Genomic DNA, 15,385 nt, shown 5'->3' on the forward strand with positions numbered 1-15,385 from the left:
CCGCTCCTACGGCGTAGGAGCGGCCCCCAGGCCGCGACGGGTTGCCGCAAGGGCGCGTGGCCGGAGTTATGATCAAGTCCGACCGCGGGATAGCGTCGCAGGGTGGACAAGCGCAGCGCAGTCCACCAACAGCGCCGCCGGCCTCGGTGGACCGCGCCCCCGCTCGTCCACCGGCCGCAATGACGATCGAGACCCGCACGCCCCATCCACCAAGGGCCCCGCAAGGCCCCCAAACTCACCACCACCGCCAACCCCCTGAGGAACACCCCATGCCCAACAAGATCATTTTCAAGGCCGGCGAAGCCACCGTCTTCACCGAAGGCAAGGACGTCACCGCCGCCATGCCGGAAATCCTGATCGGCGCCGTCGACGGCCCGGTCGGCCAGGCCTTTGCCAACATGATGGCCCAGAGCAAGGGCCACACGGCCATGTTCGCCGTGCGCGACATCAACCAACTGGTGCGCCCGGCGACCATCATGGTCCCGAAGGTCACCCTCAAGAATTCCGCACAGGTCGAACTCTTCGGCGGCCTGGTGCAATCCGCCACGGCCGACGCCGTGCTCGACTGCGTGATCGAAGGCATCATCCCGCGCGACCAGGCCAATGACCTGTGCATCATCACCCTGGTGTGGATCGACCCGGGCTGCGCCGCGCTGGCAAAGAAGGGCAAGCTCGACAAGGCCGACATGTACAAGAACAACTACGAGGCTACCAAACTCGCCATCCAGCGCGCCCTCAACGACGAGCCATCCATCGATGAACTGATCAACAACCGGCATACCGTCAAGCACTGTATGTGGGAGGAAAGCTGGGACCAGCAGTAATCCACATCGCTTGGTTACAGGCATTTGCGGATTCTCAATACACCCAATGCCGACACCCCGCCGCTTACCGTGAAAGTCGGGCCGCGACCCGGTGGGAGCGGCTTCAGCCGCGACGCGACCGCGCAAGCTGCCGTGGCCTGGTCGCGGCTGAAGCCGCTCCAACGGGGGATTTGCATCGCCCGGGGCAACTGGTCTTATTGCCATAACCGTAAGGGGGTCACCTCACGAAACGGAAAAAATCGTACGTCAAGGCTAGACTCGCACACGTTCAAGAGGGCCGCGCCTTCCCCGTCACCTAAACGTCCGATTGCGTGACGCCCCGCAGCAACCAGGTTTTTTCTTCTGAAATAGTCACTTCACCGGTCATTCAACCTTAAACACGCAAAGGAGTGGGAGGGGTTGCGGCCAAGTCGACGCGTGACCGCGCTCCAGGGGCCTGGCGCGGCCCAGGAGGGCCGCGAGGGTAGCCGCAACCGGCGTTTAGAGGGTTGACGTACGATCTTTCCCGTTTCGTTAAGGTGACCCCGTCAAGCCCCTCAGGTAAAGCCAGCCGATCCAGGCCACCGGCGACTGCCGACGAGTGGCGAAGACCGTCCCGGTCAAGTCGTCGAAGTGCCGTCAACAGCCCCCTCAACGATACTTGCTCCGCGCCGGCTGCCTGTTGTCTCGCCCTTGTTTGCTGATCTGCGACGACTGGCAGTGTGGACAGGTCACGCCGGCGGGCCAGCGCAGCCGACGCAGAACTTCCTAACACCCGCCGCTAGCGTCCTCCAGCAGCGTTGTCAGGGGTCTCAACGGCCTAACTCCGAGACCTGCATGCCTATCTGACGGGTCGTGATGATCCGACGAGTCCGATATTGTTACAATACCGCAGAGGCCGTCTGAAACGCAGGAAGAGCCTCTGACGATCCTGCCAACCTCCCGCAGGCCGGTCACCGAGTTGCGCCCTCGGTCTTGATCGGATTTTTGATCAAAGTCGTCCTATCTGACACCGGCGGTGGCGTGACGGGCGGCTGACTTATGAAAGAAGCCGCCAAGGCTGGTGATCTTCCGTTTTTTATCTCATTATGAACCAAGACCACGACCCTGCCGCAACCAGACAACTCGGGCATGAAACATTACCTGGAAGCCCAATGAAGCATTCTCTTCCTACGCAAATCGACCGATACAGAATCGATAGCCAATTAGGCGAAGGCGGCATGGGGGTCGTTTATAAGGGATTCGATCCAAGAATGAACCGCAGCGTCGCGGTCAAGGTCATGAAGATAGACAAAGGAAGCACTTACGACTACCTCAGACGCTTCGAGCGCGAAATCGAAGCGGCAGCGCGCTGCCAGCATCCCAATATCGTCATGCTACTGGACTACGGGCAAGACGACGATACGCATTTTTTTGTTATGGAGTACGTCCCCGGTCGTTCCCTGGGCGATTATCTCAAGAGCGGCAAACGCTTCGATGAAAGGAGGGCGCTACAAATCATCATCCAGGTATTGCGCGGGCTCGATCACGCGCACAGTCGCAATGTCGTCCACAGAGATTTGAAGCCGGATAATATCATACTCGCGGAAGATATACTCACAGAAGAAGGACACCTCGCAAAAATTCTCGACTTCGGCGTCAGTCGCCTGCTCGATCCGGGGCTCACTCTTTCGCAGGTCATCGTCGGCACCGACTTTTACATGGCCCCTGAACAGGCCGCGGGCAAGGACATCACTCAGGCTGTCGACATCTATTCTGTCGGAGTGATTTTACACGAACTCTTGACCAGTACCGATGATACAAATCGCCGCATTTTCCAACAATGCAATCAGCAGATATCGCAATTGAATCCCCGGGTCCCTTCAACCCTGGAGAACATCATAGATCGAGCCTTGAAGAAGGATCCGCAGCAACGCTTCAGGAATGCCAAAGAGTTCGCCGACTTACTTCAAGGCGTCTTGTCGGAGTACTTTACGCCAACTCATACCACTCGGCACGCGCCGAAAATGACGCGGGTTCGGACTGTTCGCATTGCCGCGATAGTGGGCTCTTCCATCCTCGTGATAGCCGCACTATTCGGTCTCTATCTTGTAGTGAGCTATGAAACCCCTCCCGATACCGGCGAGATGATTCAGGTTCCCAGCGGCATTCTCCATCGCGGTCTGTTCGACGACAACCCAACCATGGCGTTGCTTCAGCAATACTCCCGCAGATCCGGCACCGACCTGAATAAGATATCTCAGCTATTGGATGTTCCGCCACGGGTCGTCGTGCTGACGAACTATTTTATCGACGAACAACCCGTTACCAATTCACAATACAAAAAATACCTCCGGCAAAGCAAGAACCGTCAATGGTCTCACCCCGAAGAACCGACCGGCAAAGATCATGAGCCCTCGACCTGGGGGCCGAATGTCCCTTCCGGCCTCGACCTCAAAGCCCCCGACCAGCCCGTAACCGGCATCGATTTCTTCGACGCTTGGGCCTACTGCAACTGGGCGGGCAAGCGCCTCCCCACTGAAGACCAATGGGAATTTGCAGCGCGCGGACCTGACGTGTGGCCTTATCCCTGGGGCACGCAATTCAATCCCGAAGTCTTCAATGGCTATCGCAGCCCATCCGGACCCAGGCCGGTTTCGACCATGTGGTCCACGCCACGCCGGTTGAAAGGACTCCTTGGCGGCGTTGCTGAGATCACCAGCACCCCCCACCCCGACGGTGGGATTCTGGTCAAGGGATCCCCCTGGACCGTCGGCGACGGGGATATCTTCTCGCTCGTATTCCTCAGGCACCAGATGAGTGCCGCCGAACGGGGCCTCGATATGGGTTTTCGCTGCGCCGCTGATCCCGATGCGGCAGATACGATCGGGATGCTGCAAATCGATGGCGCGGCGCTGCGGCTTGGCGGCGACGACTCACCTGCGCTGAAGCTTATCCGCGTCTTGATTGAAAAGAGCCTCGTCAACGCCTTACCGAATCTTTTCCAATCCGAGGTCCAGGATGTCACCGTCGGGCCATATCAGATCGATCGCCAGGAGGTATCGAATAGAGATTACCGCCGGTTTCTCAAACACGTCGGTCAGAAAGGCGATGCACATCTGCGGCACCCGGAGCAACCAGCAGCAAAAGATCATACCCCCAAATTTTGGGATGACCCCAAGCTCAACCGCGACGATCAGCCCGTCGTCGGTGTCGACTGGTTTGACGCCTATGCGTATGCGAAATGGCTTCTGAAGCGTCTACCCACCGTAGACGAGTGGCAACGTGCCGCCCGCGGTTCTACCCACCAGTTGTATCCCTGGGGTGACGAGTTTTCCGCAGAGAAGGGCGTGTTCGCCGAAACCAAACTCCCGGGGCCCGCGGCAGTCGACTCCTATCATTCCGGCGCTTCTCCCACGGGCGTATTGCACATGGGGGGGAATGTCCAGGAATGGACTGCGGACGAGAGGGAAGGGGGAGGCGAGGTCAAGAGCCAGTGGCTGCAGGGAGGGGACTGGCTGGAACCGGGAATCCTGGGCAGCTTGACTTTTATGCGCTACGTAAACGCGCCTCGAACCTACCGTAGCCGCGAGATTGGTTTCCGTTGCGCAAAGGACGCAGAGCATCCTCACGGGCGTCCGTAGCTGCGGATACCTGCAGACATAGGCGCTGCCCGTGACGATTAGCCTTCGCCAGCGAGGGTACCGTGCCCTGAATGTTTTCCAACCGTCGGTCGATTTACAGCTTGGAGAATGACGATGAAGCGATTTTCAAAATATGTCAGTGTTGTGGCAGCGCTGGCGCTGTTGGCGTGCGTGATGCCAAATACCCCGGTCAGCGCGGCAGAGATCGACCTCTGGGATGCGGCCGTTCAAGGGGATCTGCCCCAGGTCAAGGCGCTGATCGCGCAGGGTGCGGATGTAAACGCCAAGGGAGGCAAAGGCGATACGGCGTTGATCCTGGCGGCGCAGAACGGCCACTTGGATGTAGTGCAAGCGCTGCTCGCTGCCAAGGCCAAGGTGAACGTCAAGGCACGCAACGGTAAGACGGGGTTAATCATGGCAGCGCAGAACGACCACTTGGATGTGGTGCAAGCGCTGCTCGCTGCCAAGGCCAATGTCGACACCAAGCTACCGGGCAATGGCGCTACGGCGTTGATCGAGGCGGCGCAGTATGGCCACTTGGAAGTGGTGCAAGCGCTGCTCGCCGCCAAGGCCAAGGTGAACGCCAAGACGGGCGATGGTGACACGGCGTTGATCGTGGCGGCGCAGGAGGGCCATCTCCAAGTGGTGCAGGCGTTGGCCGCTGCCGGGGCCGATGTGAACGCCAAGAGACCGGGCCATGGCGCCACGGCGTTGATCGATGCGGCCGCGAACGGCCACTTGGATATGGTGCAAGCGCTGATCGCTGCCAAGGCCGAGGTGAACGCCACGACTGACTGGGGTGCTACGGCTCTAATGCAGGCTGCAGAGAAAGGCCATTTAGATGTGGTGCAAGCGCTGCTCGCTGCCAACGCTGAGGTGAACGCCAAGACGAACCTGGGCGTCGTCACGGGGGTGTTCGTCGGGGACGATGGCCGAATTTCGGAGGTGGGGCAGCCCAAGGGTTCCACGGCGCTCATGCTGGCGGCAGAGAACGGCCACCTGGAGATAGTCAAAGCGCTGCTGGCCGCCAGCGCCAGGGTGAGGACCAAGGCGGGCGACGGCTCTACGGCGCTGACAATGGCTGAGCATGGGAAGCATGAGGAGGTGGTGCAGGTGTTACGCCAGGCCGGAACCCGGGAAGGGGGACAATAACTCAGCAAATAGCCCATTCCTGCACCAACCCATCCGTGGGTGAGTCTTCGTCCGCGAATCGGTTGGTTGCGCACCTAAGCCATCCCTGCATACGCAGCCTAACCCTCGCGGCGGGAATACCGCCGCGAGGGCTTCCCATTTGCAGACAACAATGGCCGGACGAGTGCTTTCTGGCTGTTGGCACTCAATGTGCGTCCGTTGGCAAGCAATCTGCGTCTGACAGTCCTGCCTTGCTCGTTCAATCGCGATCGGAGAAAGCCATTATTGAGAGCCGTTCGCGCCGATCCTTCCACATGCCCGCCACCCGCAACGCACCCACCGCAACGGAGACCGCCTGCCTGTCGGGCAGCGTGCCGCACGTTGTCGGACGCGTCAGCAATCTCGCCGTCGATGCGATCCAAGAGTTACTTCATGCCGAGCGTTCGCCAGCCAAGGCCAGGAGGGCTCGTTCCGGTCTCTTTGTCGGCTGCCCGCAGGGAACAGGCCGGCGGCTTCTCTCCCAATTCTGCTTCGCAGCTTTATACGTCAGGGCGCAGCACCCCCTTGGCGAGCAGGTTCGGAGTCGAGAGTCACGGCTTGTAGCACAAACGGCTTGCGGAACTGCTCGAGGACCGTACCCAAGCCCTCCAGCGACCGACCGACACCAGTGAGTGCGTCTGAAAAACCCGCCTCGTGTAGTTGCCGCACTGCGTCTTGCAAGTCGGTCTGCACGACCGTTATCTTTTCCGTCAGGACGCCCAGTCCACGGACGGCCTCGGCGGTTGCCCTGAGGTCTTGCGTTTGTGACGTCAAGGCATTCGCTAAGCCGGCGAGTACCCGAGTCAAATCCGCCTTCTGCAAATCCTCGAGTGCGGCGCGAACGGCCGCAACATTTTCGGTGAAGACGGTGTTTGTCTGTTCCGTTAACGAGACCAACGACGCGACAGTCGTCTGCACAGCGCCTTGCTGTTCGGCAATGGCCGCGCGCCATTCCAGGTGCTGCTGCGAAACCAATTGACTCTGTTGCTCTTGTACCGCACAAGATTGCGCAACGACGGTGCTCAGATCCACCAGACTGACAGCCAATTTTTCTTGTGCCACAGAAAATTGACTGGTAGCAGCCGAGAGCGCCGCGCGCTGGTCGGCGATCCCGCTTCCGACCTCTCCAAGTGTCGATGTTTGCCAATCTTTCATATCCCGACGTTCGGCTTCCAGCAATTCTTTCGATCGCTCCAATAACTGATTGCCAATCGACCCAACGTCGCCCATCACGCCCTGCGCGGCTTCTTGCAGTGCCGTGAGTGAGAACTGAGCCTGCTCGTTCAGTTTCGCCGCGGCAAGCCTCTGCTCCTCGCCAAGCACCTCCAGCCACTGCCGGCCAACACCCATTATTGCCTCACCGATCTCCCGCGTGACCTCCGAAAACCGCTCCTTCCAGACGCCGTTCATATCCTCTGCGATCGAGACGCCTGGGTCTGAGTGCGCTACCGGTACAACCCGCTGCAACTTGGGAAGAAAGCTGTCAGTGATGCGCTGCTGGATATCCGTATAAAGCTTTTCCTCGCGGCTCTGTAATGCGGACGTGAACAGCATAGTCGCCAGCGATGTCACCAAGCCCTGAAGGGTAATGAGAAACGCAAACGAAAGGCCCGCGGTGACACTGACCAGGTTTCTCTTGATCTCTGGAACCTCCTCGACGTTACCCCCGAGAAATTCGGAAAATCCTCCCACCGCGGCAGCGATTCCCAAGACGGTTCCGATCAGCCCGAGTACAGGCAAAGACCAGATAAATACACGCACTAAGCTATAGTTTGCCTGGGTCGACTCGAGGTCGTAACTGACATGTTGCTGAAGTATGACGTCCGCATCCTGCAGGTCCGCATGTGTCGACCACTGCCGAATGACTGCCTTCAATCGACGCAGCAGTGGACTCGCATCGCAAGTCCGACCCTCCAAGCGCTGGTCAAGTCGCTTGAGATCCCCGTCAGCCTCCATCTCTTTCTCGATCGACGAGAGAATTTCACGCGTGGAGACGCGCTCCAGACCACGTATCCGCATCCATCGGACGACACAGATCATGATGCCCCAGCAAAACATACTTGAAATGGCGAGCGGAATGAGATTCTGCACGTCATTGAAGGCCAGCATGCGCCCCATAGTAGTGTCCGGATCCACCAGATAGTGCGCTACAACCGGAGCCCCTATCCCAATCGCCAATCCCAGGAACATCGCCAGCCAACGCAGGGCTGGCTCCGACCACCTGAGGACCAACGGGGGGCGGCCCGACAAAAAATCGACACCCATGATCTCGACGGTATTCGTCATATTATCTTACTCGCAAAATCGGTCTCGAGAAAACCCCTCCGGTCAACAACAGATACTGATGCGGGACGTCCGATAAAAACCCGGTTTACAGAAGAAAAACCGAGCGCCCAGTCTCCGTCTCGACCCAAGGCCCTGGCGCGATCTTCAGCAATAGAACATCCGATCGCCATCAATTCTGCGGCTTGAGTTGGGCGCCGCCCCCAGAGAAGGAGAAGCGAATGGGATCATCACCGGACAAGGGATTCCAACCAACAGAGAAACCGGCACTGGCAACCAGATTTCGAACGGCCTGGAAAACCTCAATGCTATCAGGCCTGACAAGGAACGCGAAGTACCCATGGGCCGGATCGTATTCACCTAACAAGCGGCGAAAGCGCGAGGTAGGCGACAATAGCTCGCCAACCGTTTCTCCCGCGTCCGGCGCCGGTGTCATTTCGACCGCTAACAGCGGCGTAAAAGTTCTTTTGTCCGACGATTCCTCGAACTTAGCGACAGCTAATCCAGTAACCGTCACGTCTGGTTTCTCGACCTTCCGCGCGTTGAATTTTTCCACCCACGCACTGATTTGCGCAAACGACTCAAGTTTCTCGATGCCCGCCATGAACTCCTCGGTCAAAACGCCGGCTTCAGCAACTACGATACGATTTCCCGTGCATATGAAATAAAGCGGATGCGCCTGCGTCTCACGCTCCATCGGGAATTGCTTTGCCACGACCGCCCCGGAAGTTGCCAGGACGGTAAAAATCAGGATGAACAAGACGATGCCGACGGTATTTGTTATCATATCGGCAAGCGGAACCAGTGAAAGATCTTGATGTTTCCTGACTGACGGCCGACGCTTCATAACTGTCTCTCCCAATCTCAGTTAAACGATCCCACTGCCGTTTCGGCCACACTCGAAAACGCTGGTGTCGCCATGCGCACATCGGTACAACCGCTCACTTCAGCAGCCGAACCGGACGATCCTGAACGATCGGTTCGTAGCCGACCGAAATTCCCCAGTCGCGAAAACTCGCCGCCAGTTCCGAAAAAGACGCGAACCCGCTCGGTCGAACCGCGAACAAAGCGTAATGGGATTCCTTGCGCGAGGCCAGAAATCCAAGAATGCTGTCCCCGCCGCGATTAGGGGACGGGTTTTGGACATTGGATAGGACTTCCCTTAGCTTAGTCTTATCGATATGTGCTATCAGCTCCGTCCCGTCCCATTCGATCAACACCGGAATCCGTGAGCCTGCGTGTCTCGATGCCGTCGGCACCCATCCTTCACCGGCTCCCGGCCCGATACTTAGCGTCGCCATGCTGAGGGTTACCAACAGCAGGCAGGCTAGAGTACACATCAGAATGTTGATGAGGGGAAGAAGATCGAAATGATCGCTACTGAACGTAGGGCGCTTGGACATTGTTCACCTGACCATGTTACAGATTCCGGGTACGGACCTGCTGGGATACGGCTTGCGCATCCGTCGTGGTGATGCAATGATATCACCTGCGGTTCGCTGCCGTATCGCCAACCCATTTACCGCTCCACAGATAGTGCTCTCCCGGGCTTAGGCCATGATCGATAGCGCTATCGCCACACTGCTCGATACGGTAGCCACCGTCGATCGTCCTGGTATCCTTGAAAGTACCGCGAATGTAGTTCGATTCGCCTCCGACTTGCCACTCTTCATCATCGACGCCGATTTCCGGGACTTTCATTTTGCATTCCTGCCAAGATTGTCCGCGAGAGGTGAATCTGAAATTAAATTTGAGAGCCATACTGAAATTCTTGATATTGCCATCGGGAGAGACCTCGAATGAGATCGAGGGTTCTCCGCGCGATCTCCATCGGCCTGGCTTCGGGCGCAAGGCGGCTCTAGCCCGCGGGTCATCAATGCTGCCAAGCGCGGCAAACGCCGCTTCCCGTACGTCCGCTTTGGTGTCGTCGAGCGCTCGGATCAGTGGTTCCACGGCTCGCGCGTCGTCGGATTCGCCGAGTGCTTCCACTACCTGCAGGCGCACCTTCTCATCGGGATCCTTGACCATCGGCGTCAGTAGAGGGATCGCAGGCGCGCCGATCTGCGTCAGATCCTCAACCATCGCCCGCCTGACATTCACACTGGCCTTTTTCATGACAGCTGCAAATGCTTCGACGGCCGGACCCGAAATCGCCGCCAACGCCTGAAGTAAATCGCGGCGCAGACTGCTATCGGCGGCGGTCAGCATCGTGACGAGTGGTGGTACGGCGCGCCCATCGCCTTGTCTGGCCAAGGCGGCGAGGGCCGTGCGGCGGATGTCCTTATCCGGGTCCTGGAGGAGATTGAGCAGTGGCTCGACGGTTCGGGTGTCGCGGATCTTGCCTAAGGCTTCGGCTGCCACCTGACGGACCGTCACTTGCGAATCGGCAAGAAGTGTAACGAGCAACGCCACTCCCCGGGCGTCCGCGGTCTTCCCCAGGCCGACGACTGCGGCGTTACGAATCTGGAGGTCGGGGTCCTGGGACATTGCGAGCAGCAGATGGACTGCGGCCGGGCCGGTCTCAGCCATGGTTTCCACCATTTCCCGGCGGGCGCTTAGGTCCGCGCTTCTGATTGCCGCGGCAAACGGGTCCGCCGCCGGTTCTCCTAGGGCGGCCAGCCCATTAAGAGCTGCCCGCCGCACGTCGACCGCCGGGTCTTGGAGCAGGCTAATGAGCGGACCGATGGCGCGGGGATCACCAAACCTGCCAAGCGCATCTGCACCGGCCTGGCGGACCGTCGCTTCAGGGTCGCGAAGAGTTGCAATGAGTGGTTCGACCGCACGCCTGTCGCCGACCCTGGCCAAGGCCTCCGCCGCCGCCTGGCGGACTTCGGCGTCAGGGTCGCCCAGTATCGGAATGGCAACCTCAGCGACGGGCTGGTCTTTAACCGCTTCCAATCCTGCTAAAGCGGCGCGACGAATCTGCGGTTCCGTGTCCCGGAGCATGACGGCAAGAAGGTGCACGGCAGGCGTTTCGAGGGCTGTCAACGCGGAAACCACATCCTGGCGTGCCTTAGGACTCGACTTCTGTATCGCGGTGGTGAAGGGTTCGATTGCCGGGATCCCGAAACCCGCCAGGGCGGCTACCGCCGCCTGGCGAACTGGGGCCTTCGAGTCTCTGAGTGCTTCGGTCAGGGACCGAATCGCTCGAATGTCGCCGGTTTTCCCAAGCGCTGTTGCAGCCGCCTGGCGAACATGCACGTCGGAATCCTTAATGGCAAATTGGAGCTGTTGAAGCGCCTGGACGCTGCCGATTTTTTCGAGGGCTGTAATCGCCGATCGGCGAACATACAAGTCCGTGTTTTTCAGCGCCTTTGCAAGCAACGGGAGCACGCGGGGATCGTTAAAATACCCCAGCGCCTCTGTAGCTGCCTGTCGAACATCAACCGACGAGTCACCGATAGCTTTACTCAAAGGGTCTATCGCCTCGCTGTCACCCAGCTTACACAGTGCCCCAACGACTGCCAGCCGCACGCGCCAGTCGGCGTCATCGAGCGTAGCGCTCAGCAATCCGACCGCCCGGGGATCGCCGCTATCGGCTAGCGCCGTGACAGTCTTTTGTCGAATGGATACATTCTCCGCCTGCAGCTCAGTCCGCATATCGTCGATGGCGTCGGACCAAGCGGGGGCCGCCAATAATACGAGGAGCGCTACCAGAAAAAGCCGGTGCCGTTCGACAATCAACGGCTGCGAGCCCACCTGGGTGTGGGTGCTCGATACGCTATCACTGCGCATTGTCGTAAGGAGGCTCTCGGTCAGTGATCCGAATCAGCGCCGACATTAGTGATGTCGGAAAAACAGGGAGGTAGAATTGAAATCGCGCATTGTTGACACTTACCCCACGCTGCGACGGGGGCTGGCGCGGACACGCCAACTGACCGCCCGGCCGTTCCTGCTGTATCTGGATCGCGGCGAAGACGCGCCCTACAGCATCACCACCATGATCGTTCACAACAAGACGCATCCGGAACCCACCCCGGTGCGCAACCTTAGCAAGTCGAGCCGGCGCCGAAAACGTCCTGCGCAGTAACTGTCGTGCGCCGAGGCGCACGGCGACTAGAGCACTCCGCGACCCGGCAAGCAGGTGGCCCGGTTCGCGGCGCGCGACATCGGCTGCCATGGGGAATACGAATATCGTTTGCGCCGCGTCATACGCCTGATCGAGCGCACAATCGACAAGCATCGACAGAAACTTCCCATCCAGGATATCTGGATCGAATGATGGCGGATTAGCTTGGGATTCGGTGAAGAGATCATCATCGCGCTCTATGCCGACCATGTCGCCTCCGAGCAATTCCACAGTGAACTTAAAAGCGATCTTGACAGCGAGCGGCTCCCCTATGGAAAGTTTGCCACCAACGCCCGCCTGCTGGCCTGTGCCGCGTTCGCCTACAACCTCCTGCGCTGGATCGGCCAGAGCGGACTGGTCGTCCCGGATGCGCCGCAACACCGCCCGGCCAAACGGCTGTGCTTGCGTACCGTCATTTAGGAAAAATAACGGATGGACTATAAACGCCATGCCCAGGCGGGAAAATGACCAACGTCGAGGCTAGAGTACCGCCGGGCATTAGTTCACGGACTCAGAGATCAGCGCCATCCATCTAATACCACAACTTTTGCACAGTTAGGGTAAATAATTTCACCAGAAAGAAACGAAATCCGGTCGCTGAAAAACCTTAATTGTATGCTCATAAACGGTGCTTCGACTCCCATTTCATAATTGGTTGCGACTCCATAGCCTCTCAAAGTCGGTTACGATGGCCATCAGTGGTCGCCCAGATAAGGTCTGACATTACTCGTATTGCCAATCAGCCAGACGCCAAGAGGCGGATGCGCGAGTGCAATTCCAAGCGCCTTGCTCGCCCGGCGGCGACTTTCAGAGTCCGCATTTCAAAAGCGTGTCGTTATAAAGTACCCCTGACCCGAACACAGCCATCTCGACGCAGAAACGATTCCGCACACATGAAGATGCACCACGGCAAAGTAATCTTATAGCAGATGTTTTCTGAATTTCAACCAAGCAGCACGGTCGGCTATGCCGCGCGCAAGTTGGCCTGATAGGGGCGAAGCTGCCACCAAGTGCCTAGGCTGTTCAATCTGAGCCACTTCATGCAGTTTTTCGTCCTCTGTTTGACTGTGGGCGCGAGGGGGCGTAACGCATTGATTATAAATATTATTCATGCCCTGACGACGCGACGGAAAACGCATGACGGAAATCCGCTCCAAGAGGCGCAGAATGAACATCCTACCAAGTGCCATAGTAGCCAGACTTGACGGCGCCTCGGTCCAGACCAGCGATCTCGGGGACGAGGGTGATGCTGCGTTTCTCGGCGCCTGCCATGGGTCAATGCCTCTGCCCCCGATGCTAATCAACAGTGCCACTGTTTTCCATCGAAACTCGCCCCGTCCCGGAACCTTTTGGATGCCGCGGTAGTTCCTAGCCTTGGTGTCGTCTGCCAGTCCCCAACGGTCCAGGCCCGGGGCCAAACCCCGCCCCCTTGGCCGGAACCGCTCGCGCGACCGCCCGTTGTCATCAAAACGTGTTGCCACCTACCCCGCAACGGACATCGCGGACGAAGGCTGTCCGACCTCCAGAAATCTACGCCGAGCCCCCCCGGCCCTTGCCCATGGCCCGACCCACCCCGAGCCGACACGACCGCCACCCAATTGTCACCGCCCCCAATCCGCCCTAAACTCCCCCCATGCGCCACCCCATCGACCCCAAGATCGACTGTGTCTTCAAGGCCCTCCTGGGGTCTGAGGAGAACCGTAACCTGCTGATCCATTTCCTCAACGCTATCCTGGGTCCCGATCTGCAGGACCCGGTGACCCAGGTGCAGATCCTCAACCCCTACAACGAACGCCAGTTTCTGACCGACAAGCTCAGCATCGTCGACATCAAGGCCCATGACGACCGCGCCCGGCGCTTTCAGATCGAGATCCAGTTGTTGACCTACGCGGCCCTGCTCGGCCGTGTCCTGTACACTTGGAACGACCTCTACAACCATCAGTTGGGGAGCGGTGAGGACTACGGCAAACTCAAACCCGCCTACTCTATCTGGATTTTGGGCGAAGACCTCCTGCCGGGCGACGCCTATTACACCCATCGTTACCGCCTGCGCGACGAGCGCGGCCAGTGTCTGCTCAACCACGGCGGGATTTATCTCCTGGAACTGAACAAGTTCGCCGACGAACAGGTCACGACCGAGGAGCAACGCTGACTCAAGTTCTTCAAAGAGGGCGAGCACCTGGACGTCGACCGGCTCCCCGCGTGGATGCAGACCCCTGAAATGAGGCAAGCCATGAATACCCTGACGGCCTTTTCCGAGAAAGAACGCGCCTACGATGTCTATCAGGCGCGGCAGGATTTTCTGCGCCAACAGCGCGCCATCGAACGGGAACGACGCTCGACTCAGCAGGCGTTTGAGGAGCAAAAGGCCGCGCTCGCGGAGAAAGATGCCGTGCTGGCGGAGAAAGATGCCGTGCTGGCGGAGAAGGATGCCGCGCTCGCGGAGAAAGATGCCGCGTTCGAGGAGAGCCAGGCTGCACTCGGGGAAACCCGGGCTGCGCTCGAAGAAAAACAGGCCGCGCTCGCGCAAGAGCGCGCAGCGCGGGAGCTCGAGCGGCAGGCCAAAGAAGCCGCGTGGCAGGACGAAAAAGCCGCCCTCGCGGAGGTTGAGCGCCTCAAGGCATTGATGAAAGGCGACAATCCCCCGGCCGGCTCCTGAGCTTCTTCCTGCAACCGGCAGGACGCGAAACAAGGGCCTTGATCATCACTCCGGACACGCGCCGTCGCGGCAGCCCGTCGCGGCCGGGGGGCCGCTCCTACGGCGTAGGCGCGGCCCCCGGCCGCGGTGGATATCACCCGTGAACTGGCCGAAATACTGATCGAGGCCGGCTCCACGCGTGGATGCAGACCCCCTAAGATGAGGCAGGCCATGAATACCCTGAAGCCATTTTCGGACGAAGAACGCGCCTACGACGTCTACCAACGGCGGCAGGACTTCCTGCGCCAACAGCGCGCTATCGAACGGGAAATGGCCGAGCTCAGGGAGAGCCTGGCCGCACTCCGCCAGGAGCAGGCTGAGCGCGAGGAAGCGCGCGCGGCTCGGGAGGTCGAGCGGCAGGCCACGGAAGCCCGGTGGCAGGACATTGAAACAGTGCGCCAAGAGACAGAGGCCGCCCTCGCCGAGGTCGAGCGCCTCAAGGCCCTGCTGAGAAGCAAGAACATAGCGGATGCACCGAGGTAGCGGAAGCGGGGGCGAGGGGGATGCTGAGCGTCTCGACGCTTGCCATGGGTCAGCCGGTAGGACGGGCGAGCCGGAACGGGGGTTACCGAGGCCTCGATCAGCGGTCCGGCCACTTCGGTGACGACGAGGTCGTTGGTCCGCACAGCGGACCCTACGGGCGCGACGAGGTCGCTGGTCCGCACAGTGGACCCTAGGGCGCGGCGCGGCCTCGATCATCGTTCCGGCCACCGCGGTGTGTCGGTCGGCCTTCAGGCCG

The 15,385-nt window shown here is 59.5% G+C and carries 13 protein-coding genes and 1 pseudogene; 9 read left to right on the plus strand and 5 right to left on the minus strand.

Going from position 1 to position 15,385, the window contains the following annotated elements; all coding sequences use genetic code 11:
- Window positions 1–269 precede the first annotated feature (269 nt).
- Window positions 270–824, plus strand: coding sequence for a formaldehyde-activating enzyme (gene fae, locus QZY48_RS11855; protein ID WP_295431061.1), 555 nt, complete (start codon window positions 270–272; stop codon window positions 822–824).
- Window positions 825–1,454: 630 nt separating this feature from the next.
- Here the strand turns inward: fae and QZY48_RS11860 are convergent.
- Entirely contained in the window at window positions 1,455–1,565 is a 111-nt protein-coding gene (locus QZY48_RS11860; protein WP_295431073.1) for a transposase, read from the minus strand.
- A gap of 392 nt (window positions 1,566–1,957) precedes the next feature.
- Here QZY48_RS11860 and QZY48_RS11865 point away from each other — a divergent pair, with 392 nt between their 5' ends.
- Both QZY48_RS11865 and QZY48_RS11870 read left to right on the plus strand, forming a co-directional pair.
- A complete protein-coding gene (locus QZY48_RS11865) occupies window positions 1,958–4,426 on the plus strand; it encodes a bifunctional serine/threonine-protein kinase/formylglycine-generating enzyme family protein (RefSeq protein ID WP_295431062.1) in 2,469 nt (822 codons plus the stop codon).
- A gap of 114 nt (window positions 4,427–4,540) precedes the next feature.
- Entirely contained in the window at window positions 4,541–5,578 is a 1,038-nt protein-coding gene (locus tag QZY48_RS11870; RefSeq protein WP_295431063.1) for an ankyrin repeat domain-containing protein, read from the plus strand.
- A gap of 525 nt (window positions 5,579–6,103) precedes the next feature.
- Here QZY48_RS11870 and QZY48_RS11875 read toward each other — a convergent pair.
- The 4 genes from QZY48_RS11875 to QZY48_RS11890 form a co-directional block, all read right to left on the minus strand.
- A complete protein-coding gene (locus QZY48_RS11875) occupies window positions 6,104–7,882 on the minus strand; it encodes a MotA/TolQ/ExbB proton channel family protein (protein ID WP_295431064.1) in 1,779 nt (592 codons plus the stop codon).
- Window positions 7,883–8,051: 169 nt separating this feature from the next.
- Entirely contained in the window at window positions 8,052–8,726 is a 675-nt protein-coding gene (locus tag QZY48_RS11880; RefSeq protein WP_295431065.1) for a hypothetical protein, read from the minus strand.
- Window positions 8,727–8,820: 94 nt separating this feature from the next.
- Window positions 8,821–9,282: a hypothetical protein gene (locus tag QZY48_RS11885; RefSeq protein WP_295431066.1), complete on the minus strand. Its 462-nt coding sequence runs from the start codon at window positions 9,280–9,282 to the stop codon at window positions 8,821–8,823.
- Window positions 9,283–9,364: 82 nt separating this feature from the next.
- Window positions 9,365–11,614 carry a HEAT repeat domain-containing protein gene (locus tag QZY48_RS11890; RefSeq protein ID WP_295431067.1) on the minus strand — a complete coding sequence of 750 codons (2,250 nt, stop codon included), beginning with the start codon at window positions 11,612–11,614 and terminating at the stop codon, window positions 9,365–9,367.
- Window positions 11,615–11,690: 76 nt separating this feature from the next.
- Here QZY48_RS11890 and QZY48_RS11895 point away from each other — a divergent pair, with 76 nt between their 5' ends.
- The 6 genes and pseudogenes from QZY48_RS11895 to QZY48_RS11920 all read left to right on the plus strand — a co-directional run bounded on the left by QZY48_RS11895 (window position 11,691) and on the right by QZY48_RS11920 (window position 15,129).
- On the plus strand, window positions 11,691–11,909 hold the full coding sequence (locus tag QZY48_RS11895) for a hypothetical protein (RefSeq protein WP_295431068.1): 219 nt from the start codon (window positions 11,691–11,693) through the stop codon (window positions 11,907–11,909).
- A 54-nt stretch (window positions 11,910–11,963) separates the two neighbouring features.
- A complete protein-coding gene (locus QZY48_RS11900) occupies window positions 11,964–12,101 on the plus strand; it encodes a hypothetical protein (protein WP_295431069.1) in 138 nt (45 codons plus the stop codon).
- A 33-nt stretch (window positions 12,102–12,134) separates the two neighbouring features.
- A pseudogene (locus tag QZY48_RS11905) lies at window positions 12,135–12,365 on the plus strand (IS1380 family transposase); the annotation flags it as partial.
- 1,216 nt (window positions 12,366–13,581) lie between these two features.
- Window positions 13,582–14,100 (plus strand): Rpn family recombination-promoting nuclease/putative transposase, encoded by a 519-nt coding sequence (locus tag QZY48_RS11910; RefSeq protein ID WP_295431070.1) that lies wholly within the window; start codon window positions 13,582–13,584, stop codon window positions 14,098–14,100.
- Window positions 14,101–14,181: 81 nt separating this feature from the next.
- Window positions 14,182–14,607 (plus strand): hypothetical protein, encoded by a 426-nt coding sequence (locus QZY48_RS11915; RefSeq protein ID WP_295431071.1) that lies wholly within the window; start codon window positions 14,182–14,184, stop codon window positions 14,605–14,607.
- Window positions 14,608–14,817: 210 nt separating this feature from the next.
- Window positions 14,818–15,129, plus strand: coding sequence for a hypothetical protein (locus QZY48_RS11920; RefSeq protein ID WP_295431072.1), 312 nt, complete (start codon window positions 14,818–14,820; stop codon window positions 15,127–15,129).
- Window positions 15,130–15,385 lie beyond the last annotated feature (256 nt).

It is taken from the genome of uncultured Thiodictyon sp. (genome assembly GCF_903828115.1).
Lineage (GTDB): Bacteria > Pseudomonadota > Gammaproteobacteria > Chromatiales > Chromatiaceae > Thiodictyon.

Coding starts and splice junctions, on each gene's coding strand:
- fae (WP_295431061.1), top strand. CDS start 270: ATGCCCAACAAGATCATTTTCAAGGCCGGCGAAGCCACCGTCTTCACC.
- QZY48_RS11865 (WP_295431062.1), top strand. CDS start 1,958: ATGAAGCATTCTCTTCCTACGCAAATCGACCGATACAGAATCGATAGC.
- QZY48_RS11870 (WP_295431063.1), top strand. CDS start 4,541: ATGAAGCGATTTTCAAAATATGTCAGTGTTGTGGCAGCGCTGGCGCTG.
- QZY48_RS11875 (WP_295431064.1), bottom strand. CDS start 7,882: ATGACGAATACCGTCGAGATCATGGGTGTCGATTTTTTGTCGGGCCGC.
- QZY48_RS11880 (WP_295431065.1), bottom strand. CDS start 8,726: ATGAAGCGTCGGCCGTCAGTCAGGAAACATCAAGATCTTTCACTGGTT.
- QZY48_RS11885 (WP_295431066.1), bottom strand. CDS start 9,282: ATGTCCAAGCGCCCTACGTTCAGTAGCGATCATTTCGATCTTCTTCCC.
- QZY48_RS11890 (WP_295431067.1), bottom strand. CDS start 11,614: ATGCGCAGTGATAGCGTATCGAGCACCCACACCCAGGTGGGCTCGCAG.
- QZY48_RS11910 (WP_295431070.1), top strand. CDS start 13,582: ATGCGCCACCCCATCGACCCCAAGATCGACTGTGTCTTCAAGGCCCTC.
- QZY48_RS11915 (WP_295431071.1), top strand. CDS start 14,182: ATGAATACCCTGACGGCCTTTTCCGAGAAAGAACGCGCCTACGATGTC.
- QZY48_RS11920 (WP_295431072.1), top strand. CDS start 14,818: ATGAATACCCTGAAGCCATTTTCGGACGAAGAACGCGCCTACGACGTC.